The sequence below is a fragment of the Methylobacterium sp. A49B genome (genome assembly GCF_053346215.1).
On sequence record NZ_JBKFBO010000043.1, the window covers coordinates 88,173 to 101,875 of the forward strand.

17 protein-coding genes are annotated in these 13,703 nt (G+C 67.7%); 10 read left to right on the forward strand and 7 right to left on the reverse strand.

The window, feature by feature from the left end:
- Nucleotides 1-207: 207 nt before the first annotated feature.
- Together ACLBX9_RS03650 and ACLBX9_RS03655 are read left to right on the forward strand one after the other, a co-directional pair.
- Nucleotides 208-1,065, forward strand: coding sequence for a manganese catalase family protein (locus ACLBX9_RS03650; protein ID WP_447717943.1), 858 nt, complete (start codon nt 208-210; stop codon nt 1,063-1,065).
- A 165-nt stretch (nt 1,066-1,230) separates the two neighbouring features.
- On the forward strand, nt 1,231-1,488 hold the full coding sequence (locus ACLBX9_RS03655; RefSeq protein WP_010686039.1) for a metal-sensitive transcriptional regulator: 258 nt from the start codon (nt 1,231-1,233) through the stop codon (nt 1,486-1,488).
- Between the two features lie 72 nt (nt 1,489-1,560).
- On the opposite strand, the gene ACLBX9_RS03660 is transcribed toward ACLBX9_RS03655, so the two are convergent.
- Nucleotides 1,561-1,806, reverse strand: coding sequence for a hypothetical protein (locus tag ACLBX9_RS03660; protein WP_010686040.1), 246 nt, complete (start codon nt 1,804-1,806; stop codon nt 1,561-1,563).
- Between the two features lie 299 nt (nt 1,807-2,105).
- Here ACLBX9_RS03660 and ACLBX9_RS03665 point away from each other — a divergent pair, with 299 nt between their 5' ends.
- The 3 genes from ACLBX9_RS03665 to ACLBX9_RS03675 all read left to right on the forward strand — a co-directional run bounded on the left by ACLBX9_RS03665 (nt 2,106) and on the right by ACLBX9_RS03675 (nt 3,976).
- Nucleotides 2,106-2,855: a sigma-70 family RNA polymerase sigma factor gene (locus ACLBX9_RS03665; protein ID WP_447717944.1), complete on the forward strand. Its 750-nt coding sequence runs from the start codon at nt 2,106-2,108 to the stop codon at nt 2,853-2,855.
- An 88-nt stretch (nt 2,856-2,943) separates the two neighbouring features.
- Entirely contained in the window at nt 2,944-3,330 is a 387-nt protein-coding gene (locus ACLBX9_RS03670) for an energy transducer TonB family protein (RefSeq protein ID WP_010686042.1), read from the forward strand.
- 424 nt (nt 3,331-3,754) lie between these two features.
- Nucleotides 3,755-3,976, forward strand: coding sequence for a hypothetical protein (locus ACLBX9_RS03675; protein WP_010686043.1), 222 nt, complete (start codon nt 3,755-3,757; stop codon nt 3,974-3,976).
- Between the two features lie 436 nt (nt 3,977-4,412).
- Here ACLBX9_RS03675 and ACLBX9_RS03680 read toward each other — a convergent pair whose 3' ends face one another.
- Nucleotides 4,413-4,553: a hypothetical protein gene (locus ACLBX9_RS03680; protein WP_158169111.1), complete on the reverse strand. Its 141-nt coding sequence runs from the start codon at nt 4,551-4,553 to the stop codon at nt 4,413-4,415.
- 498 nt (nt 4,554-5,051) lie between these two features.
- Between ACLBX9_RS03680 and ACLBX9_RS03685 the strand changes: the two genes are divergently transcribed.
- The 3 genes from ACLBX9_RS03685 to ACLBX9_RS03695 all read left to right on the forward strand — a co-directional run bounded on the left by ACLBX9_RS03685 (nt 5,052) and on the right by ACLBX9_RS03695 (nt 6,721).
- Complete coding sequence (locus ACLBX9_RS03685) at nt 5,052-5,762, forward strand: restriction endonuclease (RefSeq protein WP_447717945.1); 711 nt, start codon at nt 5,052-5,054, stop codon at nt 5,760-5,762.
- Nucleotides 5,763-5,909: 147 nt separating this feature from the next.
- Entirely contained in the window at nt 5,910-6,152 is a 243-nt protein-coding gene (locus ACLBX9_RS03690) for a hypothetical protein (RefSeq protein WP_447717946.1), read from the forward strand.
- 314 nt (nt 6,153-6,466) lie between these two features.
- Nucleotides 6,467-6,721 (forward strand): hypothetical protein, encoded by a 255-nt coding sequence (locus tag ACLBX9_RS03695; protein WP_039894279.1) that lies wholly within the window; start codon nt 6,467-6,469, stop codon nt 6,719-6,721.
- A gap of 737 nt (nt 6,722-7,458) precedes the next feature.
- Here ACLBX9_RS03695 and ACLBX9_RS03700 read toward each other — a convergent pair.
- Both ACLBX9_RS03700 and ACLBX9_RS03705 read right to left on the reverse strand, forming a co-directional pair.
- The gene (locus ACLBX9_RS03700) at nt 7,459-7,872 is read right to left on the reverse strand and encodes a thiol-disulfide oxidoreductase DCC family protein (protein WP_447717947.1); all 414 of its coding nucleotides are present in this window, start codon (nt 7,870-7,872) and stop codon (nt 7,459-7,461) included.
- Between the two features lie 22 nt (nt 7,873-7,894).
- The gene (locus ACLBX9_RS03705; protein ID WP_447717948.1) at nt 7,895-8,347 is read right to left on the reverse strand and encodes an anaerobic typically selenocysteine-containing protein; all 453 of its coding nucleotides are present in this window, start codon (nt 8,345-8,347) and stop codon (nt 7,895-7,897) included.
- Between the two features lie 933 nt (nt 8,348-9,280).
- Between ACLBX9_RS03705 and ACLBX9_RS03710 the strand changes: the two genes are divergently transcribed.
- Nucleotides 9,281-10,447 carry a helix-turn-helix transcriptional regulator gene (locus tag ACLBX9_RS03710; RefSeq protein ID WP_010686051.1) on the forward strand — a complete coding sequence of 389 codons (1,167 nt, stop codon included), beginning with the start codon at nt 9,281-9,283 and terminating at the stop codon, nt 10,445-10,447.
- A gap of 1,262 nt (nt 10,448-11,709) precedes the next feature.
- Nucleotides 11,710-11,844, forward strand: a complete 135-nt coding sequence (locus tag ACLBX9_RS03715) for a hypothetical protein (protein ID WP_010686053.1) — start codon at nt 11,710-11,712, stop codon at nt 11,842-11,844.
- 146 nt (nt 11,845-11,990) lie between these two features.
- On the opposite strand, the gene ACLBX9_RS03720 is transcribed toward ACLBX9_RS03715, so the two are convergent.
- The 3 genes from ACLBX9_RS03720 to ACLBX9_RS03730 form a co-directional block, all read right to left on the reverse strand.
- Nucleotides 11,991-12,698, reverse strand: a complete 708-nt coding sequence (locus ACLBX9_RS03720) for a hypothetical protein (protein WP_447717949.1) — start codon at nt 12,696-12,698, stop codon at nt 11,991-11,993.
- 436 nt (nt 12,699-13,134) lie between these two features.
- Entirely contained in the window at nt 13,135-13,266 is a 132-nt protein-coding gene (locus ACLBX9_RS03725) for a hypothetical protein (protein WP_010686055.1), read from the reverse strand.
- Nucleotides 13,267-13,381: 115 nt separating this feature from the next.
- Nucleotides 13,382-13,618 (reverse strand): hypothetical protein, encoded by a 237-nt coding sequence (locus tag ACLBX9_RS03730; protein WP_010686056.1) that lies wholly within the window; start codon nt 13,616-13,618, stop codon nt 13,382-13,384.
- Nucleotides 13,619-13,703 lie beyond the last annotated feature (85 nt).

Genomic DNA, 13,703 nt, shown 5'->3' on the forward strand with positions numbered 1-13,703 from the left:
AAATTCAACGCGCAAGAGCATTGATTTATCGGGTAAAAATCCAACCCACCGCGTCCAGATCGTTCTAAATAGGCTGATCGACCGAACCGTCATCGTGAGGCGGGGTTGAACAGGGAGCAAGGCCTGATGCTCCCATGGAGTACGGGCTCAGCGGCCGATCGTGCGGTGGGCTTGAGCGCGCCGTGCCTCTCGCGAGGGACCGACATCATGTACTATCACGACAAGCGACTGCAGTATCCCGTCAAGGTCGACAGTCCGGACCCGATCTATGCCCGCATGCTCCAGCAGGCGATCGGCGGTATTGAGGGCGAGATCCGGGTCGCGTTCCAGTATTTCTTCCAGGCGTGGGGCAACCGTGCGCCCACCACCAAGTACCGCGACATGCTGCTCAATACGGCCACCGAGGAGATCGGCCATATCGAGATGCTGGCCACCGCCGTGGCGATGAACCTCGAGACCGCGCCGACCAAGGTGCAGGAGGCCGGGGCCGCCGACGCGATCGTCGGGGCCGTGATGGGCGGCGAGAACCCGCGCCACATCGCCGAGGGCATGCTGCACAAGACGTTGCTGTCCACCGGCATGGCGGCCTTCCCGGGCAATTCCGACGGCCTGCCCTTCGACATGAGCCACATCTACGCCAGCGGCAACATCGCTGCCGACATGTACTGCAACGTCGCCGCGGAGAGCACCGGCCGCGTCCTGGCGGTGCGCCTGTATAACGCCACGAACGATCCCGGCATGCGCGACATGTGGAGCTTCCTCATCGCCCGCGACACGATGCACCAGCAGCAATGGCTGGCGGTGATCGAGGAATTCGGGGGTCACGCCGGCACGCTGCCGATCCCGAATTCCTTCCCGCAGAGCGAAGAGAACCAGAAGTTCAACTACAACTTCTTCTCGACGTCGGCGGACGGCTCGCCGCCCCCGGCCGGGCGCTGGACGCAGGGTCCGTCCCTCGACGGGAAGGGCGAGTACAACGTCGTCCAGAACCAGCCGATGGGCGAGGAGCCGGTGCTCGGCCCGGCGCGGCCCGACAGCGGCGCCCAGTCCCAGCAGATCGGCTGACGGACCGGTGCTCCGGCTCGGCCGGAGCACCACCTCTTCCGGACCTTCCTGCCGGCGCCATCGACGGCCCGAGGCGGCGGCGCCGAACAGAGAGGGGGTCGAGCGGTGACAAGCGGCACAGTCGTCGAAGGTCGTGTCTGCCTCGCCCGGACCGAGGAGGAGCGCATGCCGCTGATCCGGCGGCTCGGGCGGATCGAGGGGCAGGTGCGCGGCCTCCGGGCCATGATCGAGACGGACCGGCATTGTCTCGACGAGATCCAGCAGATCCGCGCGGCGACAGCCGCTTTGCGCGAGGTCGGGCTGCTCATCATCGGCCAGCACGTGACCGCAGGCCTGAACCTGGCGCTGCGCGAGCAGGATCGCGAAGCCGTGTTGAAGGATCTCCAGAGCGTGCTGCGCGCCGCCATGACGGAAGCCGGGTAGGTGGCGGGGCCGGACGCGGCACGGTCGTCCCGAGCGTTACATCCCGGGACGCTTCGGGCCGTGACGCAGGGCTCAGTGCTTCGTCAATGACTCGACGACCGTGCCCTGTTCCAGCGTCTCCGAGAAACGGGCCAGTCGGCTGCGGCTCGGTTCGTTCAGGCCGCCGGCATGGGCGAAGGTCGTCAGGGCGATTCCCACCAGGAAGCGGGCCTCCTCCACCGTGACGGCCCGGCCGCTCAACGTGCTGGCCGCGCCCCGCACCGCAAGCACCGCCTCCCGGAAGGCGGGGTCGTCTTCAAGCTCCGTGAGTCGGCTCATACGCGTCGTCCTGTCTTCCGGGTTGGTCCCGGCCTCGCCGTCGCAGTCTCGATGGCGCCGCGGCTGAGACTGTTGCGTGCGGTGCGCCGCCTACGGCGGGCCGGGAAATAGATGTTCGTCCGATGCTTCCAAACTTAGACTGTTTTCTCGGATTTCAGATCCGCTGAAACTGCCAAGCATGGTATCATAGATCAGTCTGAAGATCGATATTTACGCTGATCTATGTTGCGGCAGGGGCTGCATATTCTGAGACTTATAGCTGAGCCCATGCTCTCGTCCCTCTCAGGTGATCGGCTGTCATGCTCGCACTCACGCTCGACGATGATACAATCGACACGCAGGCGCCTCGGCTCCCCGACAGCGTCCAGTATCATCTCGGCCATCTGCTCGCAGCGACCTATGCGCCGGACGCGGCCGAGCCGCCCATCGCGGACCGCTTCGCCGAACTCCTGACGCTGCTGGACGCCGCGTTCGGCCGGGCGCAGGACGGCCGCGAGACGGCGTTCCAGGCCTCCCTCCTGGGGATGGTGCCCAACCTCCAGCGCTTCGCGCGCTCGCTGTTGCGCAACCATGTCGGCGCCGACGACCTCCTGCAGAACACGCTGCTGCGGGCGTGGCGCTCGCGCGCCAGCTTCGCGCCGGGCACCAATCTGGAGGCGTGGCTGTTCACGATCATGCGCAACCAGTTCTACAACGAGCACCGCAAGCGGGGCCGCGAGGTGCAGGACGAGGACGGCACCCAGGCGGAACGGATGGTCTCGCTGCCTGAGCAGGGCGGACATCTGGACCTGAGCGACGTGCGCGCCGCCCTCGATCGTCTGGCGCCGTCCATGCGGCAGGCGCTGGTCCTCGTGGCGATCGAGAACCTTACCTACGAGGAGACCGCGGCGGTCATGAAGTGCCGCATCGGCACGGTGAAGAGTCGCGTCTGGCGCGCCCGGACGCAGCTCGCGGAGATGCTCGGCTATACCGGGCTCGAAGTCGGCAGCGACGATGTCATGCTGGCCGCCGCGGGTCCGAAGGGCCGGAAATCCGTAACCGTTTCCTGACGGCATCCGGCTATCCGGAGTCGCGTGAGGCAGGCCCGTGCGGTTGGGTCGGTCGTTCCTCCCGCGCGCACGGAGCCCCTGTCCCCGCATGACGTCACGCGTGCTCATCCCCGGGATCGTCGTGCTCGGCCTGCTCCTGATCGCCGGGGCCGACCCCGCTCCGGCGCGGGAACGTTCCGACCGCGCTGTGCGGAACTGGCTGTCCCGTCTCGTCACGCGGATCGACGCCGCGGATCAGGCCGCGCGGCAGCCAGGGTCGCGCCGGGCCGCCGGCAGCGCGGTGGTTCGCGTGCAGATCGCCGCGGACGGATCCGTGCAGCGGGTGGAGATCGAGGACAGCTCCGGCTCGCCGGACCTCGATCAGCGCGCGCTCCGTGCCGTTCAGGGTGTCGGTCCCCTTCCCGCGCCGCCCTCCGCCCTGCTGGGCCTGTCGGGCGTGGCCGATCTCAGCATCCCGGTCGAACTCGGCCGCTGAGCGTCCGGTGCCGGCGTGAGCGGATCGCGCCGTGCTGGTCAGCGCGGATGGCGGTGTGGATGGCGGCCGGGATGATCCGGCGGTCCGCCGGTGCCGCTGACGGGTCAACACAGCGCGACCACGACGGCAACCGGTCCCGTGCACAGCGTCCTCTGCGCCGGAAGCCGATCAGCGGATGGGCACCGGGCCGGATCTCTTGGATTCAGGCATCCGGACGGGAAGGCCGCTGCCCGCGGCGCGATCGCCTGCGCCGCTTGGACGCCAAGGGCGCGTTCGCAATACCGCCGAGACGCAGCGACCTCACTTAGATATTGATACCATCAATTTTAGATATCGATCCAATCTGTTTGGATCATGTTGCTGTGCAGCGTAGATATCGCTCGACCCCGGGCACGAGCCCGGACCATCGAGAGGTATCAGGATCATGACCCTTCGTACCGTCGCCCTCATCGCCATCGCCGCCGGATCCGTGGTCGGTTCCGCACGGGCGGATGAGGCCATTCACCTGACCCCGCCGCTCTACCGCGAGCAGGCCCGCGCCACGGCGACCGTCCGCCCGGCTTCCGAGCTGGCCACGACGCCGCGTCTCGTGCCGACCGCTCCCGCTTCCCCGCGCATCGTCGCCACGGCCGTCTCGGCCGAGTGAGGGGTGTGGATGTTCGGAACCGGTGCCGCCGGATCGTCCGGTGGCACCGGTGGCCGGGGGACGCGGTGGCGCTTTGGGCGGGACCGGGGCGCCGACCGCGGTGCAGTCAGACTCGCTGCCGAAGATCGCAAGCGTCTTGAGATGTGAGTTCAGCGGTGCTCGCCGTCCAATACGCATCCTTGCTATGTCATCAACGGACGTGCCCACCCGGTTAAAAGGTGTATCCTCCGCAAAAAAGGAGGAGACGATGGCGTACAAGATTACGTTTCGAAAAGGCAAACGGGTGAGCTCCACCAAGCTTTGGCCCTGCGACCTCGAGGCCGCCGTCGCCCATGCTAAGGCTCAGCTTCCCATCCAGCGCGGGCAGAACGGGGCCACCTCGGTCAGCGTATCCTGCGAGCGGACCGGGGACGTCATGTTCACCTTCGCGGAGCAATCAGAGCCGGCGGATCTGTGACTTGGCTGGCTCGATACCGAGGACGAAATCTTCGATGACCGCACGGGCGACGACGTCGGGCGCTCCATCCGACGCGACAGCATCGGAGTTCGGCACGTACAGCTCGCCCCCGTGCTTCATGCACGAGCTGGATCCTGCCTTTCTCGGCTTCGCCTCCGCCGACGATGAGGGCTGCCCCGGACCACAATCCCAGAACCCGGAGCGAACAGCCGCGCGAGGGGAGGCGGAAATGCCCGCTGCACCATGCGGCCCTCGAGCCGCTCGTTCGGCAGAGTGATCCACACGCCGCAGCGGCACGGCGTATCGCGGCTCAAGGCCGGGGCTGTTCCGGGGCAGGGTCGTCGGGCCATGTCGATCGGGGCTGCTGCCGGAGCGCCGAGTCCCGACCGCGGGCGCACTTGACCGCATACGCCCGGACCATGCCGGTCCCGCTACGGTCAGCGTATGACCATCGCTTTCCGCCGCCGATCCGCCGTTCGCGCTGCCGCCGCGAAGGATGCGTTCACCATCTCCAAAGACTTGCGAAAGCAAAGGGAAACCAAATTTGCTCAGCAATGTCTGATTAAGGTCTGCGGCCGATAAGTGTCCAACCTGCCCAATTCGTAAAGCCTCGCCGCCATGTTTGCGACGTGTCTCGGCCTCTGGGTGACGGCGGCCCTGCTGCTGATCGCCTATCTGCATCTGCACGCCCGGGCCTCCGCCCGATGTCGCGAGACCCTGAGGCGCGATGCCGAGCGACTGCTCATCGAGAGCCGTTGGAGGGAGCGCCACGCCAAGAGCCGGGCCGAGTTCGAGTTTCTTCAAGATGCGGAGCTGGGGCGGCTTCACCGGGCATACGTGCCGGGGCCGGTCCGAGCCTTCTTCTGGATCGGGAGCTTTCGACGGGCGCTGTACGCGGAATTTGCCTCGATCCTGGAGAGGGAGATCGAATCCTGGACCTTCGTTGATCGCGTCAGCGTCTCGCCCGAGAGCTTCGAGGTGCTGATGCTGCGCTGCCTCAAGTCCCTGGGTTGGCGGCTGGATTATCAGGAGGACGACGATTTCGTCCTGATCCGCGACCGGCACCGCTTCGTCGCGCGCTTCGCGTGGACGACCCGCGAGCTCGAATGCCTGCCGGTCAACGCGGTCGCGTCCGCCGCCGAGCGCAGCGGTTGCGCGGCCGCCTACGTGATCACGAACGGTCGCTTCAGTGGCGCAGCGCTCGCGATGGCCCATGCCAGGGGTGTGACTGCCCTGCACTGCTCGCAACTCGACCAGTTGATGGCGCGTCCCGCGGACGCGGTCCCGATCCGGCTGCGGCAGAGGGAGAAGCTGCGCCTGGCCGCCTGACACCGCCTCCCCGCCGGGGCGGTATCGCGCCTCCACGCCCGCCCGCCGGGACCGCCCGCGCGGCTCCTCCGGGAGCGGCGCGGGCGGCGTGTGGCCGGGGCTCGGGCCGCGACCTAACTCCAGGGGCCACGCAGTGTGAGACCCGCCATGGCTTTCCCCGATCCGAACGAACCCGACGCGACCGCGATCAACGACCTGGAACTGGTGAACACGCTGATCGAGCGCAAGGAGAATGGTGAACCGGTCGACGCGGACATCCTGGCCCTGCTGACCGACATGGAGCGCCTGGGTCTGACCCATACGGACGCCTACGCGACGCTCGATGCTTACCGCCCCGGGCCCGCGACCGGAGCCACCGGCGGGGATGACGAAGCCGAGGCTCAGCCGTGAACCCGGTATCCTGTTCCGCGTGACCAGGGCGACGGCAGCGCGGACGACCCGCCGCCCGCGGTTTCGGCGGTCGGATCATCGCTCTCCAAACGCCCTCCCCCTTCGGCGGGGCGCCGGATCATCCTGGATCGAAACCGGCGCCTTTCACCGCCTTGCGGCACCGTGACCGTTTCCGGACGATCAATACATATCGCGCGACTTCATTCATTCGATAGTAAGCACGACGTGAAGGATTTCGATGCCTTTCATTGGCGGGAAGCTTTGCATCAATAGGAGCCAATATTTGAATGGTGGCAGAATCTGCAGGAGCGCCCATGACGACCGAGAAACGCCTGTCCGGCAGGACGGACTGCTTCAGCGCGGGGCACATCCTCGATCACGAGTCCGGTCGGCGGCTGCGGTGCCTCGTCTGGAACATGTCGGATACGGGCGCGCTGCTCGAGGCCGGCGATGACGATGCCGTGCCGGAAGCCTTCACGCTGCTGACCGCGATCGACCAGACGTCGCGGCGCTGCATGGTCGTCCGGCGCACCGGAGCCCGGTTCGGCGTGGTCTTCACCGAGACCTGACGGGCCGGATCAGCCGCGCTGCGACCGCCGGATCGGACGGCTGCGGGCCGCCCGCGCCGCTCTGACAGAGCCCGGGCGGCCTGTTCCCCGCGGCGCGAAATTCGGCCCCTCGCCTTCCGTCGCGCCTTCGTCCTGCCTGAACAGCATGGGGACGGGCGGCCAAGGTCCCGCCCGGGGCGGGGCCAGCCTGGGCGCGCGCCGACCGAAGCCGTCAGCGATTGTGCGCAGTCTCACCCTGCAGGGCGCGCCGGGACGCTTCGAGGCCGCCCTCGCGGTGCCAAAGCCACGCCGTTGCCGCGACCCATGGACCCCCGATGAGGATGAATGCGAGCAGGCCCATAGCTTCCTCCGTTGCAGACAACCGTCGTCGCCAGGATCGTGATTCGTATACAGATACGCCCAATCGGCCCGTCGTGGAATCGGTCTTCGCGTCCATTCGATCCGCTGGGCGAGCGCGGACGGCGCGCGCATGAGGCCGCCACCCCATCGCCCGCGGCTATTCCTGCATGTCGATCAATCGAGGACACGTTCGGCCTCGGTCCAGTCTTGCGGCGCTGGTTGACCGACCGGCGTGGCAGCGGCTGCGCACGGGACCCAGGCCCGTTCGGGATCGCTCCCGCGCGACCGTCCGCACGTGATCCACACGGGCGGTCGTGGGACCGACCGGATGCCCGGCGTCGCCCCGTGGCGCCATGGGCCGTGATCTGTCGCGATGCGTCGCGATGGTCGCGGCAGGTCTACGGTCCGCCGGACCGCCTTCGGGCAAGCCGTCGCGCCAGCCGCGGACGCAGGGGCAGCGACAGCCGGTAGGCCCACTCGGCGACGGCCAGCACGGGTTGAAAGCCGAGCAGGCGCAGCTCGATCAGGCGGCCGAGCCAGCGCCAGCCGGGTAGGGTCTGCCAGAGGCGGGCGAAGGCGGCGGCGCCGGAGACCAAGCCTCCATCCGCGCCGCGCACGTGGAAGCGCCGCAAGGCTGCGTCGCGGGTGAGGCCAGGCCCGAGGGCCGGCGCCGGGACGACGCGCCCCACATCGATGAAGGCGACCCGATCCGCCCCCGCGCAGCGCCGGTAATGGTCGATCTCGGCGCGGCAGAGCGGACAACCGCCATCGTAGTAGGCGCTCAGATGCTGGTCGGCCGTAGCGTCGCTCATGGCTGCACCGAAGGTCGCGGTCTCACTGGGCGGGCGCGCTCAGGACCAGCTTGCCTTTGAACGGCGCATCGATGTTGCGGGTGCTGGTGCAGGCATACGTCTCCTGCCCGGCCTTCATCGTCCGCAGCCGCAGCGTACCCTTGCCGTTCTGCTTGACGGTGTAACCCTTCTCGCTCGCCACATGGACGAGGTCGCCGTCCGCGTGGAGGACCAGGCCGTTCTCGAATTGGCCGGGCGCTGTGATCGTGACGGGCACGTCGGCGCTGCTGACGACGTTCAGCGCGACGTTCGTGTCGGCCGGAAGGCGGAGTTCGGCCGGGTCGCAAACCGGCTTGCCGTCCTTCAGGCTGATCGTCAGCTCAACCGGCGGCATCGCATCGCTGGCGGGCGGCGCCAGGGGTTTGCCCTGGGCGAAGGCCGGCCCCGCGATGACGAGCAGCGCCAGCGCCGTTGATCCACGCGCGAACTTCAGCATTGAAGGCCTTTCCAGGTCGAGGCGCGGTGGCGTTGGCCGAGCGCATGGGCGGGAAAGGCGGCGCGGTGGTGCGACGTTCCATGGCGCAACGCCGCACCGCCGCGGCTCCGATCCGGCTCCCGTCGTCAGGGGATTCCGACGGGTTCGCCGGTCCCGAGCCCTCGCGCGCACGGCCAGCATCTGCGGGCGGTGCGCACCCGTTGATGCGGTTTCCCGGAGACGCGGTCCGGACGCATTCCGATGCGCGGCGTGGCCGGGGCACCGCGACCGGACCGGTAGGGCTATAGGCCGTGCATCGCGCAGGCACGCGGCCCGACGACTGCGCGCGACACCCGGAGGGCCGGAATGTGCCCCAGTCCATGCGCGCTTAGCCACGCGGTGGTCGTGTCGTTCACCGCGTCCGAGCGGCCGGACCAGATCTCGACCGCGTTGCCGGCGGCGTCGAGGGCGAGAAGCGTCCGGATGATCGGATGGCAGGGCTCATCCTGGTCGCAGGTCGCGTGGAAGCCGCGTCAATCCCTGCGCCCGGGACCGGCGCGGACGTGCGCGCGAGGCTCGGTCAGCGCGAGCGTTCCGTCCAGGTCGAATACGACGGACATGGGCTTCCTCATGGGGCCGCGGACATGTGGAGCCGCGGACATGTGGAGCCGCGGACATGTGGGGCCGCGGACATGGCCGGCCGGGGTTTGGCCGGCCGGGGTCTGGCCGGTCGCGTCCAGGCCGCCCCCGCAAGGTCGCCCTCGGACAGGTCGAGGGTGCGAACACTTCTGCGTGTCCCGGGCGGTCGGTCGGGCCAATTTCACAGGTGAACGATGATGTTCGCCGTCGGGCCGGTGCTTCTGATCCAACACTGAAGGCTGTCTTGAAAACAGATCTCGGCAACGGCATCATGGCTGAATAGGCCTCAGCACTCGGCCTGCGGGGTATTCCGGGATGCGACCGCTGTACGATCACAATCCCAGGGTCGTCGCCCTTGCTGAAGATATTGGAGCGCTGATTGATCGCGCGGCGTTCGATCCCGACGCGTGGGAGGACGTGATGGCGGCCTTCGCGACCGCCGTGCCCGGGGGCAAAACCGGCATCCAGGTGGTGGATATCCTCGGCGAAAGCGCCGTGCCGCTGACCTCCTCCGGCTGGCCAGACGGCGTGGTTGCCCGGTATGCCGCGTATTACAACGCCATCAATCCCTGGATGCCGGTGATGCTGGCTGCTCCGGCAATGCAGCCGATCTTCAGCGAACGACTCCTGCCGGCTTCCGAGTTTGCGCACACGGAGTTCTACACGGATTGGCTGTCTCGAGCCGGAGGCGCCGACGCGTCGAGCGGCATGAGGATCGCCGAAAGCGATGGCCGCCTCGGCTTCATTTCGTTGCACTACGACCTTCGACGCGCTGAGTCCGCCAACGGGATCTACGAGCCTCTCCTGAAGATCCTCGGTCCACGCATCCGGCGGACGCTCGACGCCAGTCGCCATGCGGGACCGAGGCGGCTGAGAAGCTCCCTCCTCGATGCTCTTGTCGAGCCAGCGCTCCTGGTCGCGCAGGACATGCGGATCTACGGCGCGAACGAAGCGGCGGAAGCTTTGCTGCGGGATGGCAAGATCCTGAGGTGCGGGAGTCTCAACATCCTGGACGTGCGTGATCGCAACCTTCTCGCGAGCATCCGCGGCGCAGTGGCCACCACGTGCGCTCCAGACGCTGCGCTGGGGCCGTTCTCGGCAGCTCCGGCTATCACGACGGCAGCCGGAACCTTCGCCGCCTGCACGATGACCGTCGATCCGAAGTTCCTGAGCGCCGGACGCTTGGGTCTGCTTGTGCTGCCGCCCAAGCTCGCGCTCCTCGTCCTGCGCCGGTGCCCGAAGCCCCGCAGATCCGCCGACCTTCAGCAAATTCTGATGACGGACTACAGGCTCACGGCCGCCGAGGCGCGGCTCGCGTCGAACCTCGACGGTACCGTGAGCCTGAAGGAAGCCGCCGACCGCTTCGGCATCACGGTCGACACGGCGCGCACCCAGCTGCGCGCAGTCTTCCGCAAGACGGGCGTGTCCCGGCAGGCAGAGCTCACCCGGCTCGTCCTTCTCAAGAGCGGGCGCGGGAGGTGAGCGCGGCCGCCCCGGATCGCCGCAGGAGGCGCGGCCGGGGCGCGCACGGAAACGGCCGTCGTGCCCGGCGCTTCACGCGCCTGAGCCTCGCGCCGCATCAGCCGACGAGCCGTCGCACGCCGACAGAGGCGCGCCTGATCGCGGTGCACACCGTACGCGACAGCACGTCGTGTGGGGTGATCCCACTCAGATCCCTCATCCTGAGGTGCCCGCGTCAGCGGGCCGCGAAGGAGGCCTGCAGGGATCCCGCGGCTGGCTGGAGGGCTCCTTCGCGGCCTGCGCCGAGCGCCGGCACCTCAGAATGAGGTCGAGGGTTGGAGAGCCGGTCCAGGGATTCCCGGCCCTGTGTACCGTGCGCGTCGCGATCAGGCACGGCTCCGAGCCTGTGGTGTGACGCGCTTTCCGGCGCTGACAGGCGTCCATTTCGGCGGCGGGCGCTCTAGTTGATCAGGCAGAAACCGGTCCCTTCGCTCCCTGATCCGCCGACCATTCTCCCCGGTGCGCAGGACGGACGGAGCGCACGCGCTTCTCGAATCGGAGCGGGCGGCGAGGTCTCGACGTGGGTCGGCGGCGCGGCCGGGACGTCCGGCACGAGCGTCTCGGCTGAGGATGCGGGAAGCGCAGCGCTCGCGGCGACGACCGGAGCCACCGGTTTCGGTGCGAGGACGAGCGCGGGCCGGTAGCCGAGAATGCCCGCTCTCGGCTCTGCATGGACTCGACTCGGCTGGTTCAGGGCGGCCGACCGGTAAGACGTGTGGGAATGCCCGGAGAACAGGCGCGCGAACCCTCGGCCACCCCGCGCCTGCGCGGCGTCGCTGCCGACCGTCAAGGCCAGGATCGCCGCCCCCGCCACCATCCACGTCCGCATGACTCACTCCTCGCAGGCGAGGCATCCTGCGGGAGGTGAATTACCGTCGCGTTAGGCGATTGAACTGTAATCGATCGATCAAGGCGCCTGTGCAGAAGTCCCCGATCCACAGAAGCAGCTTTCGTGCTGCGACAAGACGGAGGGAGCGCTCACGTCCGCCCTGGAGCCGGTTCGATCCACCGCTCCGGCCGCCATCTGCCGCCGGATAGGGTGCTCTTCGTGGATCTCTCACCCGTCGGATGCGCGGCCCCGGCGGGGCGCCGATCAGGACCGCGGCGTCGGCGGCCGACTTCGCGGACGGTGCCGCCCGGCACAGGGCCGTTCAGGGCCTTTCCGTGCGCCCGAACCATTCGCATCCAGCGCCGTTGACTGCCAAATCAGGAGCAGGACGGACATGCAGACCAGATGGATGACCCTCGCCGAAGTGGCGGCAGATCGGCACCTGACACTCGCGGAAGCCCAGCGCCTGGTCGATGAGAGCAACTGCCCGAAGGCGTTCAAGGAGCACGGTACGGTCTATCTGATCTGACCGTACCCGCCGCATCGCCGCCGGCGCACCGAGGCAGCGGAGGATCGCGTCTCGATCATCGACAGGCTCGCTCCGGACGTGGTGCTTCGGAGAGGGCGGACGAGGGCGCCGGCCGGGACTCCCGACGGACTCGCTCTGCCTCATCGTCATTGCGGCATCCGCCGGATCGAGTCGACGATGTCCGGCGAGAGATCCGCTTCCAGACTCCGCTGATGAGGAACCGCGATCCGCTTGGCCTCGGCGTGGTTTATCTTCGCGGCTGGAGTCTTCTGATCCACTGAGCCGGTCGTCAGGGGCGCGGTGCGGTTCGGCCAGTCTTCCAGTTTCAGGGCCTTGGCCGGCTTCTGGTCGCCGCAACCGTCACAAACCGACACCAGCCAGGATTGCCACAGGCCGTTGGTCTTCTCCTGCGCCGACTCCGCCCGCTCGCGATGCGCCGAGGCCAGAGCGAAGGTGTCGAGATCGGGTTGCTTCTTGGGTTCGGACGGTGTGCGCAACTCGTCAAGTCGAACATCGCGCGTTTGAGGGGGCAGGACGGGTGACGGCGCGGCGGGCGCGGGTGCCACTGGAAGGGCACCTGTCGTGGCGGGTTCTCCGCCGCATCCGACGCAGACCCTCGTGCTGATAGCGTCGTCCACGGTTTGACGCGGCGTCTTGCGCTCGATCGACGTGGTGGATGTTGGGCTTGCATCCCGGCTCGGCGGTTTGGTCTGCCCGACCACCGTGGTGTTCGGCGCCTTTTCAGTCGAGAGCGGATCAACGCCCGTCTTCGTGCGGTCTGCCTGAGCGAACACGGCGCCCGTCGACAACGAAATCAAAATCGATGCGGCGATTTGCGTGCGGAATGGCGTCATGGCTACCTCCATGAAAGCTCAATCGCCTAAATCGTCCTGGGTTCATCTCCTCTGAATGCTGATAACACCTCGAAGCGAGACGACGGGCCTGAACTCAGTCGGCCGCAACCTGGCAGGCGAGAGCGTGTGCAGTTGAGGCGGAAGGACGACGGGCGATGGTGGCACCTGACGCCTTGAGGCCAAGCGACGCCCCGGTCCGACCGGCGGAGAGCCAGTCGATCGGTACCGGCACGCCTGCCTGCGTGTGGAACGTCCCTCGACACCGGAACGATCGACCGTCTCACCCAGCAAGCACAGCTGTGCGGGGGTATTTCGATCATTGAATGCCGATCGCAGCGATCACGACATGGGTCGAGACTTGCGCTGAACTATCAACAGAGCGCCCGCCCGGCTGGCCGCGACGGGCCCTCTTCGCGCGCGCCGCCGCGACCGCACACTACCGTTGCGGCAGGAGGTGCGACCTGAGGGTGAAGCGAACGGCTTGGCGATAATTCAGGCCCGCAATCAGTTCCTGTTCGCCGAAATAGATGGCGTAGGTTCCATCCCGGTTGTCCAGCAGCCTTAGCATCTGAAGGGCTCCTGCAAGCTGATTACAGGAAAGGTTAGGGCTCCGAAGACTGATTACAAGATGGTCGCCGGCTGCCCGAACGGGCCGCAATCGGCCCGGGGCGAAATGGCAGCGGTCAGACGTCGTCGCGAGGCTTCGTCGAGGATGAGCCGTAGCGCGTTGCCAGCTCGGCCGTGCCTGCGTCGGTGATCCTGTACTCAGCGCTGTCCGTCGCGGGATCCGTTCGACCCGTGGCCGCGATCAATCCCAGCACTTCCATGCGGCGCATGTAGGCGCTCACTTGGTAGAAGCGCGGGCCGGTCTGGGCGAGCGTGCGGAGCCGGTAGAGGCTGGCCGGCGCGAGCTTGTGCATGGCGCGGGAGCTTACCGGCCGACGGCGCCGACGTCAGTGCGGGTCGTGTCCCTGGAGGTGGTGTAGCTCGCCGGTAGCGGGAGAG